Origin of the sequence: Chryseobacterium sp. JK1, from assembly GCF_050632815.1 — a bacterium.
Lineage (GTDB): Bacteria > Bacteroidota > Bacteroidia > Flavobacteriales > Weeksellaceae > Chryseobacterium.
The window spans coordinates 1181794-1204243 of record NZ_JBODRU010000001.1 but is presented as its reverse complement, the minus strand read 5'-3'; the positions used below and the strand labels follow the sequence as shown (position 1 = coordinate 1204243).

Genomic DNA, 22450 nt, shown 5'->3' with positions numbered 1-22450 from the left:
TCTTTTCAAGCATCTTAGGATTTATAAATTATTTTCTACCATAATTAAATGCTGAAGATAAGTATCACAGCCCTCAAAATCGAAATATTTTTCAGCTAAAAGCGCCGCCTGATATTGCAGAGGAAGATATTTACCCCATTTTGAAAAGTCTATTACACCCGGTGATTCTTCTAATAATTCTACAAGAAGTATATTCACATCCTTATTCAATACTCTATTTTTTAAAATACTGATAAACTCTGAAGAAGTACGGTCTTCAATTTCAAATGAACTGTCGGTGTCACTGAGTACATTCTTTACGTCAAGAGTGTTTAAAAGAAAATGAAGCGTTCTGTTAATTTTTGAGCCTGTAAAAGAATAGAATGTAAGATTTTTATTGCTGCCTAACAAAGGTCTTTCTGTTCTGAAATCATTAATTGTAAAAATAGAAAACTCTTTTCTGAGTAAGTCTATAATATCCTGTGCAGCCTCTTCTAAAAAATCATATTTTTCTTTTGAAATGAGGATTTCCAGCATTTTCTCCCTGATTTTATAGGCTGTATCGGCAGGATCTCCCAAAAACATCGGTTTTTTTCCATCCATGGCGGGAACCACTTCTATTTTCTTAGTTTGATAATCGATATCGATGATGCTCCAGATCTTTGCAGAAAGATAAATATTTTCATGGGGTCTGATTTGTGGAGAAAGAGGAAGTTCACCAATTTTCACTCCATTTCCGGATACTTTGAAAAATACCGGGGTCTCAAAAAGGCTGTAAAAATCTTTAGTGTTCACTACAATTTCACCTTCAATCCCAATAACTACCTCGTTGCCAATTTTTTCCAGAAAATCAATCCCAATAAGATGGGTAATAACTTCTTCTACTGCTTCTGTTTCAATATTGGAAAAAGTTAAATTCGCTTGTATTTCATTTAATAATTGAGGTATTGCAATCCCGGAAGAGCCTTTAACCATTGATAAAATCTGATGAACCAGTACGTCATAAGGTTTATTATTAACAGGAATAGGTTCTATATAATTTTCCTTGTATAATAACCAGCACGCCAAAGATTGTAACAGGCTCCATTTTCCTGTAGCATATAGAAACAGATTACTTGTTTTACCTTCCCGCCTTCCGCTTCGGCCAACCCGCTGAATCAGAGAGGCGATGCTGTGAGTAGCATCAATCTGTACCACCTCATCAACATTACCAATATCAATACCTAGCTCGAGGGTTGAAGTACAGGAAATACAGAAGTTTTGTAAGGTGGAATTTTTTGCAAAAAACTCGACATATTCACGCACCTCTTTATCCACAGAGGAATGATGCGAAAAGTAGTTTTTGTGACCACCCACTCTTTCTGAAATCTGTTTCAGTTTTACGGCTACTTCTTCTACTCTTCCTCTTGCATTGGGAAAGATCAGAACTTTGCTGTCTCTGGTCTTAATATACAGATCCTTCAGCAGAGGTAACGGAAGTTCGTCAACAGCTCCTCCAAAATATTTAAAAACTGTATTAATGGGTTTGGGCGTTGTATCTCTGATGATTTTTGTACGGTCAGGATCTCCCAGAAAAACTTTGAGTTCTTTATACTGATTAGCATCACTTACGGTTGCAGAAAGCCCAACAACACAGAATTTCTTGATATTAATTCGTTGCAGTCGGTTCAATAAAGACTGCAGATGAGTTCCACGATCGGAGCCCAGAAAAGAATGGATCTCGTCGATAACAATATAATCTAAGCTGGAAAACAGATGGTGTATGTTATACGGCTTATTGGTAAACATCGCTTCCAGGGATTCCGGGGTAATGAGAACAATCCCTTCAGGATTTTTCAGAAGCCTGTCTTTCGCACTTTTGGAGGCTTCTCCGTGCCATTTTGTGACCGGAACATCAAGATATTCGCAGAGGCTTTCCACCCTTATAAACTGATCGTTGATCAAAGCGATCAATGGGGAAATATACAAAACTTTCACCCCAGTTTCTTTAAAATTGACTTTGGATAAGATAGGGAGAAAAGCAGCCTCAGTTTTACCTGAAGCTGTTCTTGATATTAGTATATAGTTATTGTCTGTTGGGATAATCCTTTGAATAGCTGCTTCCTGAATAGGTCTTAAACTTTCCCATTTTTTATCCCGAATGTATTTTCTGATAGGTTCAGAAAGTTGGTCGAATGCTGTCATAATTCCTCAATACTGTCTAAAAGGATCAGGTCATTCGGTCGTTCATCTGCAATTTCAATTTCTCCGAACAGTCTTCTTTTATCAACATCAGGATTTTGTCTGATGATGTTCAGAATATTTAAAAAGTCACGAATTACCTCTCTTGGTGTAAGAAACTCTGAAGCTCCGGGTTTGTTGAACATTTCTTCCATAAAAGAAGAGATTTCCTCATCCGTGATATTGAGTTCTGTTTTATAATTGAAATCAAAGATCAGCTTCAGCTTTTTAAGCAAAACAAATATTTCATTGTGGTTCAAAGGCATCAGTTTGATTACGGGTTGGGCAAAATCCCGCAGTTCGGCAGTTTCAAATTTATTAGCTTCGAGTCTTGATTTAAGAGCCTGATAGCTGAAAAGTCCTCTTCTTTCATTTTCCATAAAATCTTTTGTTCCGGCAAAATTGATGAAGAGATTGGAAACTTTTCCCTGAAAACAATCGTTGTAAATGGATAAGATCTTTTCGTAATTTTTATCTCGGGAAGCCATCACAGAGATTTTATAGAGGTTAATAGCTTCATCCAGGTTGATCATAAAGCCACTGTATCCCATACTTACGAATAACTTACAGAAATTTTTAAGCATATCATAATAGTTGGAATCATTGATGATCTCTCGTATTCCCAGATCCTGTCTGGCTTCTGTTTTTGTTGTATACTCACCTTTCAGCCATTTCAGGGCATTTCTGCGTAAAAGTTCATCTCCTTTAATGTAGCCTTCGTAGTATTTTACAATGGCAGAACCAAAATCAAATCCGCCAACTTCTGTAATTTCGTTTACGGTTTTCATAATGGAGTTTTGAATCAGTCCCAAATACTGGTCATTTCTTATTTCCATCAGAGAAATATGATTTTCTTCTGCTGTTTTTGTAATTACCTGCTCAATCCATTTTTCCAGCAAAGTCTGTAGCGCCCCTCCTTCCGGCTTGGTCTGGATAGCAATATTATCCATTATGGCAGAATACAGAATAACACTCTTTCCGTCGTTGGCGTATAGCCTGTTGTCTGGAGTGAAATCTGCATTGGCAACAACAAACTTTTGTTTTAGGGCAACTGTGTTGAGAAGATGAAGCATGAAAGATTTTCCGCTTCCAAAGTCTCCGATCCAGAATTTAACAAGACTCAATCCGTTTTTCACATCTTCTAAAGAACCGATAACGGCATTAATTTCTTCGGAGCGTCCTACAGTAATATGCTGCACCCCAATTTTAGGCACTACACCGCTTACCAGAGAGTTGATAATGGAAGTTGCTTCTTTGGGTTTAATATTGTCAATCATTGTTTAATAGTTTTTGGTAATAATGTGTGTTAATAATAAAATATTCATCTTCCTCTTCAATAAGAATATCATCAAGAATTTCAAAGCAGCATTCGTTGATAGAATCTATGGTAGACCCCATGAATAATCCCTTTGTTTTAATAAATTCTCCAAGATCAGACTGAAGCATATTGAAGCTGTTTTTTTCAAATACTTCAAGAATTTCTTTTTGAATGGCTGTTAAATTCAGTTTATCAAGATATTTAGAAATCTGATTTTCTGAAGTCTGAGAATGTATGGTAATCGTCAGTTCTTCTTTATCATTACTAGCTGTTGGTTCTGTAAAATTTTCCTCCTCTTCACTATTAAGGATCTGTCCCAGGATATCTGCGGTTTCAGAATGCTGGGCCTGAATATCTTTAATGGCTTGGGGATCAATGGTAATCCTTTTTCTTTTGGGTTGGTAAAGCTGATTGGCCTGTTCAATAGCGGCTTCCAGATTTCTGTCGGCAATAAAGTCATTAAGAATTTTTTCAAAATCTGCCAATTGCTCCTGGCTTGAAAATAAGCTCTTCTGAATCGTTTTGTTGAGTTTTCGCTGGTCGAATTTTGAAGAATTCAGATCTTTTTCCAGATAGTGAATGTAGAGCCGTAATGCACAGGTACGATCAAAATCTGCTACGAATTTGGATGCCTCAAAAAAGATAATATCCAAAGAAGGGTTTTTAATATTCACATCCGCAAGCCTGAAAATTTCCCTTTCAAAAGCAACCGGATTGGAATAATCTTCCCTGATCTGCTCAAACTTAGCCTTCCATCGGTTCGTATTATTTTCATTCAGAATAATATTGGTCTTATAATCTGCATCCAGCACCAAATGCTGATTATCTGAGAGAAAGATCTCAAGTTTAGAAACAATCTTTTTGTTGTACAGATGAAGAATATCCTGTTCATTGTAGTTAAAATCAGTATTGATTTTTCTTTTAATACCATAGATTTCCCGGACATTGTTTTCACATAATTTGAGAATATGGTTGAAAATTTCTGTCTGTACAGAATCATAGGTATAGCTGTAATTCAGGCTTTCTTTTCTGTAATTATAGCGGAGACATACAATAATTTCCGACAGCTCTTCAATGACCGTTGAATACGATTTATTAACAGGAATACAGTGTTTGTCAAGATAGTTAAGTGCTCTGAGAAACTGCTTTAAGATTTGAATTTTACAATACTCAATTTCATTAAAAACATTCCCGGAGAAGGACATTTTATTTAGCAATGTAACCTGATCCTCATTGAGATTTAGTTTTCTGCTGTATTTTTTTCCTATTTTCCAGATATCAGGATCATAAGAAGGGGGTTCTGTTTTTTGTTCATTTTCGGAAAAAGAATGGGTATTCCCCAAATAGATGGGGACATTGGCATTTCCGGAAACATCAATAATAGAATCGTCTGTATATAATGGAGAGTTATCGCTCTGCATAACGGCATCTGGCATTTTCGGTTATTCTGTTCCTTTTTTAAAGAATTGATCACCTTTCTACGCTGTTACCATACCTTTAGACCTCTGTAAATCCGAATTTGCAAAACGGGGCATTCTTATACAATTGAGTGATAGGTTAATTAGCTTCATTAAAAGGAGAATCAAGTCTCTAATATAGCAATATATTCTCTCAAAAGTATTGAAAACAGGGAAATATTATTTACGGTTTCCCGTAATAGAAACAAAAAATTGAAAATGAATGAAGTATCTGTTTACCCATAATCACTATTACGCAAACACCTTATCTCTTTTACTCTCAAACCCTAGTACACCGAATTTCCCACGGCTCACTCCAGAAGTCAAAAACCCTCCAACTCTTCTCCCCTAAACCCTTATTCCGCATCAAGCTGCTTCTGAAACTCTTCCAGATATTGGGCAATGTGAATTCCATCTGCCAATCCATGATGTGCCTCAATAGAAACGGGAAGATATTTTCTGCCGTCACGGATATTGAATTTTCCAAAAGAGATCTTCGGTATAGATTCTCCTGTATTAAAATCCGTAGGATGTAAAATGGCACTGAAGGAGTTCCATGGAATCGTTGTGTGTCTTATATGATCTTTTCCGAGTCTTTCATTTCTGATGCGAAGTCCTGAAGTTTCATGTACGCCTTTTATTTCTTCCTGCAAAGCTGCATTAAAGGTTTCAAAATCTTCCGAAAAATGGGTGAATGAAAAACCAAAGGTTCCATCCGGTCTTCCAATAGTGCTTCCTGCATGAAGGATATCAAACTGAACAACCTGTCCGTCAACAATCCTTAATTTCAGCTCCTCTACGGTATTCACAGCAACCATCGATTTATGAAAATAGTAGGCAAAAAACGAATAGCCCTTCTTTTTTGCAATATCATAAGCTTTGGTGCAGTCTACCTCTGTAGTAAAACCGAAATAAGGGCTTGCCATGCCGGAAAAAAATTCAAAATGCTCCTTTCTGTTCCATTTTTCAAGGTCTACGATCTTCATTGATTTTTTATTTGGGTGCAAATTTCAGGATTATTTATCGGTTTTTTAGAATGATCGTCAGAAAATTTTCAGAACAGGTAAGGTCTTTTTTATTCTTCTTTTTTCTTAAGCATAATTCTTGCATTGAAATACAGAATGATATTCATAGAGGATTGACATTATTTATTAAAAAAAACATTTAAATCATACGTATGGAAATACAGAATTATAAAGGTAAAAATTGGTCAGCAAGAAAAGCAGGTTCTATTTATATAGTAAGTCTTAGCAACCATTGCAATATTGTGGAGGGATTAACAGATTTTGTACAGGATCAAAATATACAGGCAGGAGAAGTCACCGGAATAGGTGCAGTAAGTGAAGCTACCCTGCGTTTTTTTAATCCTTCAACCAAAAAATATGTTGATAAAACTTTTAAAGAACAGATGGAGGTCACCAATATTTCCGGAAATGTTTCCGAAATTGAGGGAAAGGCACTGCTTCATCTCCACATTACTTTAGGCAGAGAAGATTATACGGCATTGGCAGGACATCTTTTAGAGGCAAGAATTCAGGGAGCGGCAGAGTTTGTTTTCTACCCTTTATCTACAAGAGTAGTAAAAATTAAAAATAACGAAATCGGGATTAATCTTTATGATTTTGAACAATAGCCTTCAAAACCTTATTTTTGATGAAATATTTATCTAATGTTTGATGTCCTGCTTTCCCATATTCAGAACAAGGTTGCTATAACCGATAATCAGAAGAAACAGCTACAGTCTTTTTTCACTCTTAAGAAACTTAAAAAAAAACAATATCTGCTTCAGGAAGGTGATATCTGCAAATGTCTGTCTTTTGTAAGCAAAGGATTACTGAAATCTTATTTTCCGGATGAAAAAGGGAATGAACATATCAATATGTTTGCATTTGAAGGTTGGTGGATTTCCGACTTCAACAGCTTCATTCATCAGGAAAAAGCAGTTCTTACGATTGATGCCATAGAAGAAACGGAAGTTCTGATGATCACTCTGGAAGATTATAATCAAATGCTGCTGGAAATTCCTGTAATGGACCGTTATTTCAGAATTCTCTATCAAAACAGCCTTGTAACAAAAGACTATAGGCTTATTGTTTCTAATGGATATACTGCCGAAGAGAAATATCTGCAGCTTGCCCAACGAAATCCTGAAATGATCAAAAGAGTTCCTCATAACCTGATAGCGTCTTATCTGGGGCTTGCTCCTGAAACCATAAGCAGAATACGTAAGAAGATTTCTCAGAATAATACTTGATCCAGATCAATCAAAACACATGATTCAGATCAAGTGTACAAAATTGCTCACCGCCATAAATTTGTGAAGAAATTTTACAATACTTATGGAAAATATTGCATTGGTAGTAGGTGCTACCGGAATTACAGGAAGCAATCTTGCAGAAGAGCTTATTTCACAGGGCTGGACAACCTATGGACTGTCCAGAAATCCGAATAACAGCATTGCTAATCTTATCCCGATTAAGGCTGACCTTATGGATGAGCAAAACCTTGCAGAAGCACTGGAAGGGATTTCTCCTACTCACATTTACTTTACCACCTGGATGCGAAATGATACGGAGGAAGAAAATATTCGCGTCAATAGTGCATTGGTAAGAAACCTGCTGAACGTTTTATCTGCAAAAAAATCGGTGCAGCACGTTGCATTAGTAACAGGGCTTAAACATTATCTGGGACCTTTTGAAGCATATGCTAAACAGGGAATACTTCCTGAAACCCCTGTACGGGAAGAACATCCCAGACTTCCACTACCCAATTTCTATTATGCACAGGAAGATGAAGTTTATAAAGCTTCCGAAAGAGATGGTTTTACATGGAGCATTCACAGGCCTCATACCGTTGTAGGCTACGCAGTGGGCAATCTGATGAATATTGGAGCAACATTAGCTGTATACGCCAGCATTTGTAAAGAAACGGGACGAAAATTTATCTGGCCGGGATCTGAAGCTCAATGGAATGGAGTATCTGATGTTACGGATGCAAAAGTACTGGCTCAGCAATTGGTATGGGCCTCTACTACAGAATCTGCAAAAAATCAGGCATTTAATATCACCAATGGAGACGTTTTCAGATGGAAATGGCTTTGGAAAAGACTTGCAGACTGGTTTGGCGTTGAATATGAAGGTTTTGAAGATTCAATAAAACCTCTGGAAAAAGAGCTTGAAAACGATAAACAAATCTGGAAAGAAATTGCCGAAAAATATAATCTGAACGAAACTCGTCTTGACCGCCTGTCTTCTGCATGGCATACCGATCTGGATCTCGGAAGACCTCTGGAAGTGATGTGTGATATGTCCGGAAGCCGAAAATTAGGATTCTCAGCGTTCAAAAGCACAGAAGATTCTTTCATTGAAGTATTTGAAAGATTGAGAGCTGAAAAAATGATTCCTTAATAACTTGTAGGAAAACGCAAAGATTCAGGAAAATTACTTTAGAGTACTCACATTGTAAACCTTTCTTGTGTCTTTGTGTTTTTCCAACAGTTAAATTATAATATAGTTATGTTTTTTAATGGTTAAAAAGTTATACCTCCGTAGTCGTCACCCCGAATTTCTTTTTGAAAGAAGAATAAAAGTGAGATAAATTCTCAAAACCCAGATCAAGATAAATATCTGAAGCCTTTTTATCTTTACTCTTAATCAAATAATATGCTTCCTTTAATCTTTTTTCTTTCAGCCATTGTTTGGGTGTCATTTCAAAGATTTTGCTGAAATCTCTTTTAAATCCCGAGAGACTGCGTCCTGTAAGCCTTGCAAAAGCATCTACAGAAACATTAAACATATAGTTTTTATTCATAAACTCTTTAAGATCAATTTTATGAGGTTCAGAAAAGTCAAAAAGAAGGTTTCTAACATCCGGATTGCTTAGTAAAAGTAATTCTATGGCTTCTTTTACCTTTAAATCCGCTAAGTTGGCAGATATTCCCTGCGTTTTATTAATGTAAGGAGTAAGAGATGCAAAATAGTTCTTAAAAAAATCATCAGGTTCAAAAAATAACCGTTGATTTCCTGGGAAATTGGCATTTACAACTATTTTATTTTCAGCGGCATACTGTCTCAGTGTTTCATCATCCAGTGTGATGGAAACAAACTGATACTTTTCATGAGCGGAAGGATATTTAATAGTTCTGATCAGTTGATTTTTTCTAACCAGAACTACTGTATTTTCTTTGATTACCGTTTTACCGTGTTCATGAAAGGCATGAGTCTCTCCGGATATCTGAAATCCCAGAAAGTGATCAGGAATAAACTCCTCATGCCCTCTGTAAGATTCAAAAGCACATGAATAAACCAGTTTATCAAATATGATTTCAGAAGTATTTTCCATGATACAAATATCTGAAATTTAAGCAATAGTATGAGCTCCTGCCTCCGCAATCTCTTTATCCTGCTCAGGAGTTCCCCCTGAAGAACCTATTGCACCTATAATTTTTCCTTCTGTATTTTGAAGGACAACGCCACCTGCAATAGTTAAAATTCCGTTATTAGAATTCAGCATTCCATATCCGTGAATACCGGTTTCTGAAATAATGCCTCCCATTACATCGCTGTTTACTCCAAACATAGCCGCAGTTCTTGCTTTTTTGACAGCAAAATCAATTAGGCCATAAACACTATCGAGTCTTGCCAATGCAACAGGATGCCCTCCGGCATCTACCACAGCAATACTCACAGGAATATTCATAGATAATGCCTTTTCCTTTGCTGCCTGTAAAACCTTTTCGGCAGTTTTGTAATTTAATTCCATGATATTAGCTTTTTGCTGTCCATGCATCTGCCTGAAGCTGTTTTACAAAATCTTCGGTATCTTTTGGATGTACATTTCTGAAGTTACTGTTATCATCAAGAGCTACATTCACAGTCACATCTGCCATAGATTGCGGATCAAGCTGGTGTGATAAAGATTCAGCAGCTCCGTCAAAAGCAGATTCCGGAGTGAAGTTGGTTTTCGGATCATACCAATGGAAAATAGAATCTACTCCCCTGTCATTGAAACCTGTTCCAAATACCCCCGGATTACAAGTTGCAATCTTGATATTAAATGGTGCAAGTTCAGTTCTCAAACCTTCTGCAATAGACTCCAAGGCATGTTTTGAAGAGCAATAAGCAGCAACATAAGGAACGGTCCATAAACCTCCCATTGAAGAGGTGAACACAATCTTACCTTCCTTCTTTTCCACAAACTTTTTGATATAGCCCTGTGCAAGATTCAGAGCAGCAAATACATTCACTTCAAACATAGAACGAATAATATCTACGGGCTGTTCGGCAATTGGTCCCCCTTCCATAATCCCGGCATTACTGATGAGAATATCAATATCTGCATATTTCTTTAAGATATAATCTACATCTCTTTGGTTCGTTACATCCAGTTTGTCAACAGTCAGATCAACTCTCTGTTCTTTAGCTTCACGGATTAAATCACTCATTTGAGGATAAACCTGAGCTGTAGCAATTACTTTATGTCCTTTTTTAGCAAGATCAAAAGCGGCAATCTTTCCAAATCCGCTTGCTGCACCTGTAATTAAAATTGTTTTACTCATTGTATTCTTATTTAATGTTAGTACAAAGTTCATAGATTTTCAGAAGGTTGATATTGGCGTAGCGTTCATTTTTGTATTGCTGAAAAGTTCAAAAAATCATTTAAATAAATGATTTCAACGAATAAATATCATTTTAAATCATAAAAAAATAGATTTATCGTTAGATTTGTATATTCAGAATATAAAACTAAACCATGATTAAGATTAAAGCACTCATTGCAGTTTTCATCACGTCTTCTACTCTTGGCTTTGCCCAAAACTGTACGTGTGAAACCAATTTCCAATGGGTAAAAAAAACGTTCGAAGAAAATGATGCCGGATTTCAATACGTTATTGACAAAAAAGGAATGCCCGCTTATCAGGCTCATAATACAGACTTTTTAAGTAAAATAAAAAACTCAAAATCGGATACTGAATGTTTACAAAACATTTATGATTGGATGAAGTTCTTCAGATCCGGACATTTTTCTATTTCAAAAATTGAAAATAAAAATCAACAATCTCAACCAGCTGCCGCTAAAGAACAGCCCAAAAGTGAAATTGTTACAGTAGACCTTGAAAAGTTCAAAAAGGAAGTTCTTTCCAAAAAAGAATCCGATATTGAAGGAATTTGGGAAGCAGAACCATATGTGATTGGAATTAAAAAAATCGGAAATGCATACAAAGGATTTATCATTCAGTCAGGAGCAGAAAACTGGAAGCCTTATGAATTGAAACTGACGATCAATACAGATCAATCAAAAGGTGTCTTTTATCTGAGAGACAAGTCTGGTCAGGAAGTAAATCAGATCCGTTTTATGGGTAAAAACTACCTTCAAATGGGTAGCTTTGTCCTAAAAAGACTTTCTCCAAAATTTGAAAAGGAAGAAAACATTGAAACCTATCTTCAGGCTATGCAAACTCCGAAACCTTTTTTAAAAGAGTTGAATAAGAATACTCTTCTTTTGCGTATCCCAACATTTAACGGTGCGATGAAAAAAGTCATCGACAGTGTGATTACAGCCAACAAATCAAAAATTGAAAGTACAGAAAACCTTATCATAGACATCCGAAACAATGGTGGCGGAAGTGATAACAGCTTCTCAGAGATCATTCCTTACCTTTATACCAATCCTATCAGAAGTATCAGAGCACAGATGTATTCTACGAAACTGAACAACCAAAGAATGCTGGATCTGTATGATAATTACGAAAAATACGGAATCCCGAAAGAAGAAAGAGAATTTCTGAAAAAAGCCTATGATAAACTGAATGCCAATTTAGGCAAATTTGTTTCTTTACAGGATGACAACAGTATTCTAAGCATTAATAAATCAGAGAAGATCTTCCCTTTTCCAAAAAATGTAGGAATTATTATCAATAAAGGAAACGGAAGTACTGCCGAAGAATTTTTACTGGCAGCAAAACAAAGTAAAAAAGTAAAGCTTTTCGGAACCACAACTGCCGGAGTTCTTGATATTTCCAATATGTATTTCCTCAACTCTCCCTGCAACGAATTTAAATTGGGTTACAGCCTTTCAAAAAGCTTCCGAATTCCAGATATGGCGATTGACGAAAAAGGAATTCAGCCGGATTACTTTATAGACAGCACCATCCCGGAACATCAATGGATTGATTTCGTGAATGATGTCCTTAACGCAAAATAAAATAACAGGTTGTTTCATAAAGAGACAACCTGTTTTATTCTATATATTTTCGCTTTAATCATTTCTAATAGACCATCGTTTTTATAAATTCTACCACAGTTTAATAAAATGTCAGTACTTTATTATAATTTGGTTAAGTTTTTGAAGCCTGTTCTATAAACCAGTCACACCATTGAAATTAATCACATTTACCAAAAAAGGAATATACTGTCCTCAGGGAAAATTCTACATCGATCCCTGGAGACCTGTTGATATGGCGGTCATCACCCATGGACACGCCGATCATGCCCGTTGGGGAATGAAAAAATACCTTTGTCATCACTTTACCAAACCTATTCTTCATCAAAGAATCAGTACAGATATAGAATGTCAGAGTGTAGGATATGGAGAAACAGTGACCATCAATGGAGTAAAACTTTCCCTTCATCCCGCGGGGCATATCATTGGGTCTGCTCAGATAAGACTGGAATATAAAGGATATATAACCGTTATTTCAGGAGATTACAAAGTTCAGGAAGATGGCTTGAGCACTCCTTTTGAACTGGTAAAATGCAATGAATTTGTAACAGAAAGTACCTTTGGACTTCCTATATACAATTGGCTCGAAGTTCAGGATCTTAATAAAAAACTGCAGAACTGGGTACTGAAAAACCAGGAAAACCATAAGACTTCAGTATTTATAGGTTATTCGTTGGGCAAAGCTCAGCGTATTATGAAAGCAGTTGAAGGTTTAGGAAAAATATACGTTCATTATTCTATTGGCAAGCTAAATGAAGCTTTTGAAACCGTGGGAATTCATCTTCCAGAGTACACCGTTGCAGATTTCAGAGAACGCCCCAAAGAAATGGAACATGAGATCGTGATTGTACCACCTGCTTTATTAGACAGCAGTATCATTAAGAAAATTCCGGATCCCGCAACGGCAATATGTTCCGGATGGATGCAGGTTCGGGGAGCCAGAAGATGGCGAAGCGCCGATGCAGGATTTGCCATGAGCGATCATGCAGACTGGAAGGGCTTATTACAGACCGTAAAGGCCACTGAAGCAGAAATTGTTCACGTTACCCACGGGCAGACAGAAGTCTTTTCAAAATATCTTAATGAAATCGGAGTTTATGCAGATGTTGTAGAAACCTTATTTGGTGACGATGATGATGAAAAGGAAAACCTTGAAAATCAAAAGCCATGAGACATTTTGCAGACCTGATCAATGCATTGGAAACCACCAATAAAACCAATGCCAAAATTGATGCAATCATCGATTATCTGGAACGTGCTCCCGATGAAGATAAAGTTTGGTTTATTGCCTTATTTACAGGAAAAAGACCTAAAAGAAATGTCAATACCAACTATATGAAAGAATGGGCTCTGGAAATTACCCGACTTCCTTTGTGGCTCTTTCAGGAAAGCTATTCTTCCGTGGGAGATCTCGGAGAAACTCTGTCTTTACTACTTCCACCTCCACAAACAAAAATTGAGCGTACATTATCTCAATGGATGAATGACATTGTTCATTTAAAAGATAAAACCGATCAGGAAAAAAAAGAGTTTGTACTGAGCTCCTGGAACGGACTTGATTATACGGAAAGACTCATTTTCAACAAATTGATTGGCGGGAGTTTCCGGATCGGAGTTTCTGATAAAACACTCATCAATGCCCTCACCAAATTTTCCGGGCAGGAATCCAGCGCATTAATGCATAGCCTAATGGGAAAATGGCAACCTGAAGAAGCTTCCTTTCACGAACTGATTTCAGCAGAAAATATAAACCCTGACAATTCAAAACCTTATCCATTCTGCCTTGCTTATCCTTTAGAAAAAGAACTCTCCGAACTTGGTGAACCTTCAGAATGGCTCGCAGAGTACAAATGGGACGGAATTCGCGGTCAAATCATCCGTAGAAATGATGAGGTTTTCATTTGGTCAAGAGGAGAAGAACTTGTTACCGAACAGTTTCCGGAAATCGCAGAAACCGTTCTGGCCATGAAAGGGAACTTTGTATTGGATGGAGAAATACTGGCGGTAAAAGAAGGAAAAGTTTTAAATTTTAATGAATTACAAAAAAGACTCAACAGAAAATCCTTACCCAAGAAAATGCTCTCAGAAATTCCCATCGAAGTATTTGCCTATGATCTTCTGGAACTTGAAAATAACGACCTGAGAGAAAAGCCCATCTCAGGAAGAAGAGCAATGCTTGAAGAATTATTATTAAATGAAGCTCCACAAAATATAAGCCTTTCCCAAAGTATAGATTTTGAAAAATGGGAAGATCTCAGCAGCATCAGAGAACATTCCAGAGAGGTCAACAGTGAGGGGCTGATGCTGAAACAGAAATACTCACCCTATCATTCCGGCCGGAAAAAAGGAGACTGGTGGAAGTGGAAAATAAACCCGTTTACGATAGATGCGGTTCTCATTTATGCTCAAAAAGGAAGCGGCAGACGCAGTGCCTATTATACCGATTATACTTTTGCCGTAAAAAACGGAGATGCTTTAGTAACAATAGCAAAAGCCTATTCGGGATTAACTGATAAGGAAATTATGGAAGTCAGCAAGTTTGTAACGAAAAACGCCATCGAAAAGTTTGGTCCGGTACGAACCGTAAAAGCAGAACTCGTTTTTGAAATCGCTTTTGAAGGAATAGGTTTCAGCAACCGTCACAAAAGCGGTGTAGCATTAAGATTTCCCAGAATTGTAAGATGGCGGAAAGATAAAACCGTAGATGAGATTGACACTCTTGAAGAAATAAAAAAATTAATACAATAAATTGGCAGCCTTTGAACATACCGATGGATTTAAGATCATTCAGCAATGGATGACCGATAAAGGCATATCTCCATTTAAATTTCAGATCGAAACCTGGAAAAAACTGGGAAGCGGTTACAGCGGAATAGTTGTGGCACCCACGGGTTTTGGGAAAACATTTTCTGTATTTCTGGGATTGGTCTCTGATTTTCTGAATTACCCTGATCAATATAAAAAAGGATTGAAAATGATCTGGATCACTCCTCTCCGATCTTTATCCAAAGACATTGCAAAAGCCATGCAGGAGGCTATTGATGAAATCGGGCTGGATTGGGCGGTTGGGGTAAGAAACGGAGATACTGACCCAAAAGTAAGACAGCAACAGATCAAAAAAATGCCAGAAATTCTTGTGGTAACTCCGGAAAGCCTTCACTTGCTGCTGGCACAGAAAAACCATGAAACATTCTTCCGAGATATGAAATGTCTGGCAGTAGATGAATGGCATGAGTTGCTAGGCTCAAAACGAGGTGTAATGGTAGAGCTGGGAATATCACAGCTGAGAAAATATGTTCCCAAGCTTACAATATGGGGAATAACCGCTACCATCGGTAATCTGGATGAAGCCATGGAAGTTCTGATTCCCTATGATATTAAAAAAGTAAAAATTACAGCCAAAGAGCAGAAAAAAATAGACATTCTCCCCGTTTTCCCTGATGAAATTGAAATATTACCGTGGGCAGGACATTTAGGAAATAAACTGGCTGATAAGGTGGTACCCATCATTCTCAATTCTCAATCAACCATCGTTTTTACCAATACCAGAAGCCAGAGTGAAATGTGGTATCAGTTGCTGCTTGATGCTCATCCCGATTTTGCGGGACAAATTGCCATCCATCACAGTTCTATTGATGCTCATTTAAGAATCTGGATTGAAGAAAATTTAAGTTCAGGAAAATTAAAAGCCGTAGTTTCTACTTCTTCATTGGATCTCGGAATTGATTTTAAGCCTGTTGATACTGTTATTCAGATTGGTTCAGCCAAAGGAGTTGCCAGATTTCTTCAGCGGGCCGGCCGGAGTGGGCACTCTCCTTTTGAAACATCAAAAATTTATTGTGTTCCGACTCATTCTCTGGAACTTATTGAAGTTTCTGCCTTAAAAGAAGCTGTAAAACAAAAAGTTGTAGAACCCCGGGAACCTCAGGTTTTATGTTTCGATGTATTGGTTCAGTTTCTGATGACTCTTGCTGTAGGTGATGGCTTTTATCCTGAGGAAACCTATGAAAGAATAAAAAAAGTATATGCTTTTCAGGAAATTATGGATGAAGAATGGAAAAGTATTCTTGAATTTCTAACTATTGGCGGCAGTGTTTTAAAGAACTATGAAGAGTTCCACAAAATAGTGATTATGGAAGATGGCCTTTACAAAGTCACTTCACGAAAAATCGCTATGCTTCACCGGATGAATATGGGGGTGATTGTAAGTGATGCCATGCTGAAAGTTAAATTTATTTCCGGGGGTTACATCGGAATGATTGAAGAATATTTTATCTCAAAACTGAAAAAAGAAGAAAAATTTATTCTGGCAGGACGCACCCTTGAAGTGGCTATGATTAAAGATATGACCGTTTATGTAAGATCAGCAAAAGGAAAAGCGCTGGTTCCGAGTTATCTGGGTGGAAGGTTACCTTTAAGCTCCAATTTGGGACATTTCTTAAGAGAAAAACTGTCACATGCTTTAAATCCTAAAGCATCAGAAAAAGAACTGAAGTTCCTTCATCCCCTGTTAGTCAATCAGGAAGAAAATTCCCACATCCCAAAAGAGGACGAATTTTTGGTGGAAATGATTAAAAACCGGGAAGGATTTCACCTGTTTATGTATCCTTTCGAAGGACGGCTTGTGCATGAAGTAATGGCTGCATTGGTGGCCTACCGTATTTCGAAGCTTGCCCCTATTTCTTTTTCTATGGCTATGAATGATTATGGATTTGAGCTTTTCAGCGATAAAGAAATTCCACTGAATGAAGATAACTTACAACAGATTTTAACCCGCGAAAACCTGATGAATGATGTAATTGCCAGTATCAACTCTGCAGAAATGGCAAGAAGAAAATTTCGTGATATTGCGGTAATCTCAGGGATGGTGATTCAAAATTATGCAGGGAAGCAAAGATCCAATAAATCTTTACAGAGCTCTGCAGGACTTATCTTTAAAGTACTTGAAGATTATGATCCCAATCATTTCCTTATCAAACAAGCCTATACTGAAGTCTTTAATATGCAGCTTCAGGAACAACGTCTGGTGGAAGCTTTTAAAAGAATTGAAAAATCTGAAATTATTGTGAAATATTCCCGCTCTTTTACCCCTTTAAGCTTTCCGATAAAAGTAGATAGTCTGAGACAGACACTTTCCAGTGAAGGACTGGATGCCAGAATTAGGAGAATGCTGAAAATGTAAAGAAAACGCCAAAATTTCTTTGATTGTTGTGAAAAATGAAATGAAAATTCATCCTGTAAAAAGCCTCTTATCTTTTGTAAAAATGTAAATAAACTTATCGTTAAAATCCTTTGAAAAGTTTAATAATCGCCGTAACTTAGAGTATCTTCTTTGAAGATTAAAATAAAGTGTACAAATGACAAAATTATTCTTAGTCCGTCACGGACAGTCGCTCTGGAACCTTGAAAACCGGTTTACAGGATGGCAGGATATAGATATCACAGAAACAGGTATTGAGGAAGCTAAAAAAGCAGGTATCGCTTTGAAAGGTCAGAAAATAAATATTGCATTTACTTCCGCTTTGATCCGTGCTCAGCACACCCTTACCATTATACTTAACGAAATGGGAGAAAAAAACGTCCCGATTGTTATTGATAAAGCCCTAAATGAACGTTCCTATGGAAATCTTGAAGGACTCAACAAAGCTGAAACAGCATTAAAATACGGTGATGAGCAGGTTCATATCTGGCGCAGATCCTACGATGTAGAACCTCCCGGAGGAGAAAGCCTGAAAGATACCTACAACCGGGTTATCCCTTACTACGAAAGTAAAATTGCTCCTCTGCTGAAACAGGGAGAAGACGTTTTGATTGTAGCCCACGGAAATAGCCTTCGCGCTCTCATCATGTATCTGGAACACCTGTCTCCTGAAGAAATTCTGGAAAGAGAAATTGCTACCGGAATTCCTCTGACCTATACTTTTGATGAAAACTTCCATGTAAGCAGAAAACAAGCCTGATCTACGTAACAAAAAACAATTTAGCACCCGTGTTTATAGCCACCAAAAACATTTCTATACAAAACGAAACCTTCATTCTTACCAATCAGCGTGCTGTATTCTGGGAAAAAGAAAAAGCATTGATTCTTTCTGATCTTCATATTGGAAAAACGGCCCACTTTCGCAAAAATGGAATTGCATTGGCTAATCATATCATGAAAAGTGATCTGGAAAGATTATCTGCATTGATTGAGTATTTCGAGCCCAACAAATTTATTATCGTTGGTGATCTTCTTCATGCAGGGGATAATTCTGACGTGGATGAGTTCTGCACCTGGAGAAATCAATATCCTGAAATAGAATTTCATCTTATAGAAGGCAATCATGACCGCATCTCAAAAGCTTTGGAAAAAAAACTGTGCCTCCATCATAAATCTGCTATGGTGGAGATAAATGAATTCACCTTCATTCATGAGTACGAAAAGAAAAGACCGGGATTTCAGATTACAGGGCACATTCATCCGGGAATCGTTTTAAATTCCTCTGTGAAAAACATTCGGCTGCCGTGCTTTGCAATCAGTGAAAATCAGTTACTATTACCTGCTTTTAGTGAATTTACCGGGTTGGATACTAAAAATCTTCCTAAAAAGAGTAAATTTTTTGTATTTACCGATGCTGAGATCTACGAAATATAACCTTCCTGAAAACCAAGGAAGACCTTTACTATAGTTTCTCACTATTCATAATTCGGTTTACTGAAACTGCTTAGGTTTCTTTTTCTGGGCGGCGTGAATTGCTATTTCATCAATACGCTTTTGCCTTGTTTCCGGTCTCTTCGCCAGAACAATCCACTGTAACAGCATTTTTTTAACAGACTTACTTAAACTTTCGAAATACGCTTGTGAACCGCTGTACATTTTAAATGCTTCATTCAGGTCTTTCGGAATTTCAAGCCCTTCCACACTGTCTAAAATATTCCATGAGCCGTTTTCCTGGGCAATTCGTATGCAGTCCAGCCCAGCCTTTCTCATCAGATTATTTTCTATCAGTTTTTCAACTTTTTCTTTATTGATTCTCGACCAGGTGCTGTTAGGTTTTCGTCTGCTGAATAACTGCATAAATGAGTTTTCATCAATTGTTTTCCTTGTACTGTCAATCCACCCAAAGCAAAGGGCTTCATCTACAAGTTCTGTCCAGTAAATCATAGGCAGATTCGATTTTTTAGTATTACAGACAAGCCATATAGACTGCTCTGACTGATGATTTTTCTCCAGCCATTCTCTCCATTCAGCTTTTGTATTGACATACACAGTTAATCTTTGCGGAGCAGCTCCCATACCTTATATATTTATTGTTCCTGTAAAGTTAGAAAACATCAGTGACAGCAGTTTGTCAGTATTAAGATAAAGACAGACTTTTCAATACAATGAAATTACAATAAAAAATAATGCATCCGAATTTCCAGTCTGTTATTATTCTTTGAACCAATCTATTATGTTAAAATACTGCAATTTTTTCTTCGTTAACAAATTATAAACTAAAGATCTGAAATAATTAATACAGTCCAAAAAACGAGTACCAGTGCATGATCTATACTATGAATAAAATCACTTCCTGAAGATTTAATACTCAATTTAAAAATAAATAATCATCTTTGCAGCCTTAAAATCAAACACGCTAGTTTATTTCATGAGCATTATTTTTAAAAAGCGACTTATTATAGCGCTTGTATTACCTACTGCAGCCTTGTATTATGGGCAGAGTACGAAAGATTCATTAGAAAAGTCAAAATCTATTGATGAGGTGATGTTGGTAGGTAGAAACCTTTCCCAAACGGCCAAAGAAAGAAAAACTCCTGTTGCAGTTTCCACCATTAAAGCGGCAGAAATTCAGGAGAAATTAGGAAATAGAGAATTTCCTGAAATTATGAAGTCTACCCCATCCGTTTACGTTACTAAAGTAGGTGGAGGATTTGGAGACAGCAGAATCAACATGAGAGGTTTTGACGGAGCCAATATTGCCGTTATTATCAACGGGCAGCCTGTTAATGACATGCAGGGAGGTACTGTTTATTGGTCTAACTGGACTGGATTGGCGGATATTGCAAGCACGATTCAGATTCAGAGAGGTCTGGGAGCCTCTAAATTTGTCGTTCCGTCCGTAGGTGGAACCATCAACATCGTAACGAAAGCTACCGATGCTGAACAAAAAGCAATGATAAAAGGAGAAGTGGGTAACGACAATTACTCCAGAATATCAGCGATGTATTCTTCCGGGCTAAAAAACAAATGGGGAACAACAGTATTACTTTCCCGCTGGCAAGGTGATGGCTATATCAACGGAACAAAAGGAGAAGGTTACTCATGGTTTTTCTCAACAGGGTTTAAGCCTAACGAAAAACATGCTTTCAACTTTATTGCTACCGGAGCGCCACAAGTGCACGATACAAGAAGGTCTTCTGCAACCGGAGCCAATGTAGCAACCCTTCAACAGTTTGAAACGTACGGAAGAAGATACAACCCACAAACAGGAATGCTGAACGGATCTCAATTTAATTTAGCACCCAACTTCTATCATAAACCTATTGCTTCATTAAACTGGGACTGGAATATGAACGATAACCTGAAGCTGTCTACTGTTCTTTATGGTTCATGGGGACGCGGTGGTGGTGGTACCGGGCTTAACGGTTCTATTAAAAATGCCAGCGGACAAACTATGAATTTCATGAATTATGGAGCAGGCGGAGATGGTACAATCAACTGGGATATGATCTACCGTTATAACAGAGGCGGTATGGTAACTGATTATAATGGAAATACTTTCCAAAAGCCAACCTTTACAGCACCTGCAGGTTCTCCTGGTGATTACAACGGACAATATGTAGCTACTTTAAACGGTTCAAACGGAATTGTAAGAAAGCAAAGTATTAATGCTCACGACTGGTACGGAGTAATTGCCGACCTTAATTACAAAAAGAACAACTGGACTTTTAACGGGGGTCTTGATCTTAAAACTTACAAAGGAGCATTGTATGACATTGTGACTGATATGTTAGGATCTGATGCATTATTTGTACCTAATACGGCAAATGCACCTAAAGGATATTATATCAATCAAACTGTAAAACCAGAGCCACTTACGAAACTTAAAGATGCTCAGAAAGTATCCATCTATAATGAAGGTTTGGTAAAATGGGCAGGTATCTACGGAATGGTGGAATACAGCTCCGAAAAGCTAAGTGCTTCTGTTCAGGGATCCGTTTCCGAACAATATTACAAGAGGAGAGATTATATGCTGTATACCCCTGGAAACCAGGAAACAAAATGGTACCACAAAACAGGATATATCGTAAAAGGAGGTGCTAACTACAACATAGACGAGCATCATAATGTATTCTTCAATACAGGGGTTATTTCAAGACAACCTTTATTCAACGCTTTATTCCCCTCTAACCAAAATATCTACAACGATGCAAAGAATGAGAGAATTTTCTCTCTGGAGCTGGGATATGGTTTCAAATCCCGTTATGTAGATGTGAACATCAACGCCTACAGAACGCAATGGGATGACCGATTCATTTCAAGAACATTTAATGCTACGGCTTCAGATGTTGCTAAATTCTCACAGTTAACACTTGGAAATGCTTATTTTTATAACGCTCTGAATGTAGGACAATTACACCAGGGAATTGAATTAGAAGCAAAAGCAAGACCTTTTACCAATCTTAAACTTAGAGGAATGGTATCTTTAGGAAACTGGAAGTATAAAGGTAATGCTAACTTCAACATCCTTGATGTTCAAAGCAATCAGGAAATTGCAGGGGCAACAGGAGCCATCAATATTAAAGATCTAAAAGTTGGTGATGCCGCACAAACCACTGCAAGCATTGGTGCAGACTATAATATTACAAAGGCTTTCAGTATTGATGCTAACTGGGAATATTATGATAAACTGTATGCACAGTTCAACCCAATCAACTTCCTTACTGAAGCAGCAAGAGAAAAAGGAATTGTAAAGTTACCAAGCTATCATTTATTTGATGTTGGAGCTTCTTACAAATTCACGCTTGATGCAAAAAAATCTCTGACACTGAGAGCGAATGTATACAATTTATTCAACAAATATTATATTTCTGAATTAAGCACCAACATTTTTGCAGGTGATAAAATTACCAGCGGTCCGGATGCAGGGAAAACGTATCAGGATGCAGGAAGAGTATATCAGGGCGTTGCCGATGGTAATACAGGATTCCTTGGTTTTGGAAGAACCTGGTCTGTGGCAGCCACTTTGAGATTCTAATATCGTATTTTAATTTC

The 22450-nt window shown here is 37.3% G+C and carries 18 protein-coding genes; 10 read left to right on the top strand and 8 right to left on the bottom strand.

The features are described 5' to 3' along the window. Window positions 1-21: 21 nt before the first annotated feature. The 4 genes from ACQ76T_RS05285 to ACQ76T_RS05270 form a co-directional block, all read right to left on the bottom strand. Window positions 22-2163 carry a DEAD/DEAH box helicase gene (locus tag ACQ76T_RS05285; protein WP_431342286.1) on the bottom strand — a complete coding sequence of 714 codons (2142 nt, stop codon included), beginning with the start codon at window positions 2161-2163 and terminating at the stop codon, window positions 22-24. Next, window positions 2160-3476: an ATP-binding protein gene (locus ACQ76T_RS05280; protein ID WP_431342285.1), complete on the bottom strand. Its 1317-nt coding sequence runs from the start codon at window positions 3474-3476 to the stop codon at window positions 2160-2162. Before ACQ76T_RS05280 ends, ACQ76T_RS05285 begins: the two co-directional genes overlap by 4 nt. Further along, the gene (locus ACQ76T_RS05275) at window positions 3469-4953 is read right to left on the bottom strand and encodes a tellurite resistance TerB C-terminal domain-containing protein (RefSeq protein WP_431342284.1); all 1485 of its coding nucleotides are present in this window, start codon (window positions 4951-4953) and stop codon (window positions 3469-3471) included. Before ACQ76T_RS05275 ends, ACQ76T_RS05280 begins: the two co-directional genes overlap by 8 nt. 377 nt (window positions 4954-5330) lie before the next feature. Next, window positions 5331-5960: a CatA-like O-acetyltransferase gene (locus tag ACQ76T_RS05270; protein ID WP_431342283.1), complete on the bottom strand. Its 630-nt coding sequence runs from the start codon at window positions 5958-5960 to the stop codon at window positions 5331-5333. A gap of 191 nt (window positions 5961-6151) precedes the next feature. Between ACQ76T_RS05270 and ACQ76T_RS05265 the strand changes: the two genes are divergently transcribed. From ACQ76T_RS05265 to ACQ76T_RS05255, 3 genes are all read left to right on the top strand, one after another. Beyond that, on the top strand, window positions 6152-6607 hold the full coding sequence (locus tag ACQ76T_RS05265; protein WP_431342282.1) for a PPC domain-containing DNA-binding protein: 456 nt from the start codon (window positions 6152-6154) through the stop codon (window positions 6605-6607). Window positions 6608-6643: 36 nt separating this feature from the next. Further along, window positions 6644-7228, top strand: a complete 585-nt coding sequence (locus ACQ76T_RS05260) for a Crp/Fnr family transcriptional regulator (RefSeq protein ID WP_431342281.1) — start codon at window positions 6644-6646, stop codon at window positions 7226-7228. Window positions 7229-7313: 85 nt separating this feature from the next. After that, window positions 7314-8381, top strand: a complete 1068-nt coding sequence (locus ACQ76T_RS05255; RefSeq protein WP_431342280.1) for an SDR family oxidoreductase — start codon at window positions 7314-7316, stop codon at window positions 8379-8381. Between the two features lie 130 nt (window positions 8382-8511). Here ACQ76T_RS05255 and ACQ76T_RS05250 read toward each other — a convergent pair whose 3' ends face one another. The 3 genes from ACQ76T_RS05250 to ACQ76T_RS05240 are packed head-to-tail and all read right to left on the bottom strand — an operon-like array spanning window position 8512 to window position 10531. Further along, window positions 8512-9315, bottom strand: coding sequence for a helix-turn-helix domain-containing protein (locus ACQ76T_RS05250; RefSeq protein ID WP_431342279.1), 804 nt, complete (start codon window positions 9313-9315; stop codon window positions 8512-8514). A gap of 18 nt (window positions 9316-9333) precedes the next feature. Then, entirely contained in the window at window positions 9334-9735 is a 402-nt protein-coding gene (locus ACQ76T_RS05245; protein WP_431342278.1) for a GlcG/HbpS family heme-binding protein, read from the bottom strand. Between the two features lie 4 nt (window positions 9736-9739). After that, window positions 9740-10531, bottom strand: a complete 792-nt coding sequence (locus ACQ76T_RS05240; RefSeq protein ID WP_431342277.1) for an SDR family oxidoreductase — start codon at window positions 10529-10531, stop codon at window positions 9740-9742. Window positions 10532-10725: 194 nt separating this feature from the next. On the opposite strand from ACQ76T_RS05240, the gene ACQ76T_RS05235 reads away from it, so the two are divergent. The 6 genes from ACQ76T_RS05235 (at window position 10726) to pdeM (ending at window position 18829) form a co-directional block, all read left to right on the top strand. Further along, window positions 10726-12177, top strand: a complete 1452-nt coding sequence (locus ACQ76T_RS05235; RefSeq protein WP_431342276.1) for a S41 family peptidase — start codon at window positions 10726-10728, stop codon at window positions 12175-12177. 172 nt (window positions 12178-12349) lie between these two features. Next, complete coding sequence (locus tag ACQ76T_RS05230; protein ID WP_431342275.1) at window positions 12350-13366, top strand: ligase-associated DNA damage response exonuclease; 1017 nt, start codon at window positions 12350-12352, stop codon at window positions 13364-13366. Beyond that, window positions 13363-14943 carry an ATP-dependent DNA ligase gene (locus ACQ76T_RS05225; protein WP_431342274.1) on the top strand — a complete coding sequence of 527 codons (1581 nt, stop codon included), beginning with the start codon at window positions 13363-13365 and terminating at the stop codon, window positions 14941-14943. The genes ACQ76T_RS05230 and ACQ76T_RS05225 overlap by 4 nt, the downstream gene beginning before the upstream one ends. 1 nt (window position 14944) lies before the next feature. After that, window positions 14945-17377: a ligase-associated DNA damage response DEXH box helicase gene (locus ACQ76T_RS05220; RefSeq protein ID WP_431342273.1), complete on the top strand. Its 2433-nt coding sequence runs from the start codon at window positions 14945-14947 to the stop codon at window positions 17375-17377. 175 nt (window positions 17378-17552) lie between these two features. Then, entirely contained in the window at window positions 17553-18155 is a 603-nt protein-coding gene (locus tag ACQ76T_RS05215; protein ID WP_431342272.1) for a 2,3-bisphosphoglycerate-dependent phosphoglycerate mutase, read from the top strand. Window positions 18156-18184: 29 nt separating this feature from the next. Beyond that, window positions 18185-18829, top strand: a complete 645-nt coding sequence (pdeM, locus tag ACQ76T_RS05210) for a ligase-associated DNA damage response endonuclease PdeM (protein ID WP_431342271.1) — start codon at window positions 18185-18187, stop codon at window positions 18827-18829. Window positions 18830-18886: 57 nt separating this feature from the next. Here pdeM and ACQ76T_RS05205 read toward each other — a convergent pair whose 3' ends face one another. After that, complete coding sequence (locus tag ACQ76T_RS05205) at window positions 18887-19471, bottom strand: YdeI/OmpD-associated family protein (protein WP_431342270.1); 585 nt, start codon at window positions 19469-19471, stop codon at window positions 18887-18889. 352 nt (window positions 19472-19823) lie between these two features. Between ACQ76T_RS05205 and ACQ76T_RS05200 the strand changes: the two genes are divergently transcribed. Continuing rightward, entirely contained in the window at window positions 19824-22433 is a 2610-nt protein-coding gene (locus ACQ76T_RS05200; protein WP_431342269.1) for a TonB-dependent receptor, read from the top strand. Window positions 22434-22450 lie beyond the last annotated feature (17 nt).

Bases quoted from the DNA above. Each gene is read 5' to 3' on its own strand.
- ACQ76T_RS05200 (WP_431342269.1), top strand. From the start codon at position 19,824: ATGAGCATTATTTTTAAAAAGCGACTTATTATAGCGCTTGTATTACCT.
- ACQ76T_RS05235 (WP_431342276.1), top strand. From the start codon at position 10,726: ATGATTAAGATTAAAGCACTCATTGCAGTTTTCATCACGTCTTCTACT.
- ACQ76T_RS05205 (WP_431342270.1), bottom strand. From the start codon at position 19,471: ATGGGAGCTGCTCCGCAAAGATTAACTGTGTATGTCAATACAAAAGCT.
- ACQ76T_RS05240 (WP_431342277.1), bottom strand. From the start codon at position 10,531: ATGAGTAAAACAATTTTAATTACAGGTGCAGCAAGCGGATTTGGAAAG.
- ACQ76T_RS05250 (WP_431342279.1), bottom strand. From the start codon at position 9,315: ATGGAAAATACTTCTGAAATCATATTTGATAAACTGGTTTATTCATGT.
- ACQ76T_RS05280 (WP_431342285.1), bottom strand. From the start codon at position 3,476: ATGATTGACAATATTAAACCCAAAGAAGCAACTTCCATTATCAACTCT.
- ACQ76T_RS05260 (WP_431342281.1), top strand. From the start codon at position 6,644: ATGTTTGATGTCCTGCTTTCCCATATTCAGAACAAGGTTGCTATAACC.
- ACQ76T_RS05275 (WP_431342284.1), bottom strand. From the start codon at position 4,953: ATGCCAGATGCCGTTATGCAGAGCGATAACTCTCCATTATATACAGAC.
- ACQ76T_RS05255 (WP_431342280.1), top strand. From the start codon at position 7,314: ATGGAAAATATTGCATTGGTAGTAGGTGCTACCGGAATTACAGGAAGC.
- ACQ76T_RS05265 (WP_431342282.1), top strand. From the start codon at position 6,152: ATGGAAATACAGAATTATAAAGGTAAAAATTGGTCAGCAAGAAAAGCA.
- ACQ76T_RS05285 (WP_431342286.1), bottom strand. From the start codon at position 2,163: ATGACAGCATTCGACCAACTTTCTGAACCTATCAGAAAATACATTCGG.
- ACQ76T_RS05245 (WP_431342278.1), bottom strand. From the start codon at position 9,735: ATGGAATTAAATTACAAAACTGCCGAAAAGGTTTTACAGGCAGCAAAG.
- ACQ76T_RS05225 (WP_431342274.1), top strand. From the start codon at position 13,363: ATGAGACATTTTGCAGACCTGATCAATGCATTGGAAACCACCAATAAA.
- ACQ76T_RS05270 (WP_431342283.1), bottom strand. From the start codon at position 5,960: ATGAAGATCGTAGACCTTGAAAAATGGAACAGAAAGGAGCATTTTGAA.
- ACQ76T_RS05215 (WP_431342272.1), top strand. From the start codon at position 17,553: ATGACAAAATTATTCTTAGTCCGTCACGGACAGTCGCTCTGGAACCTT.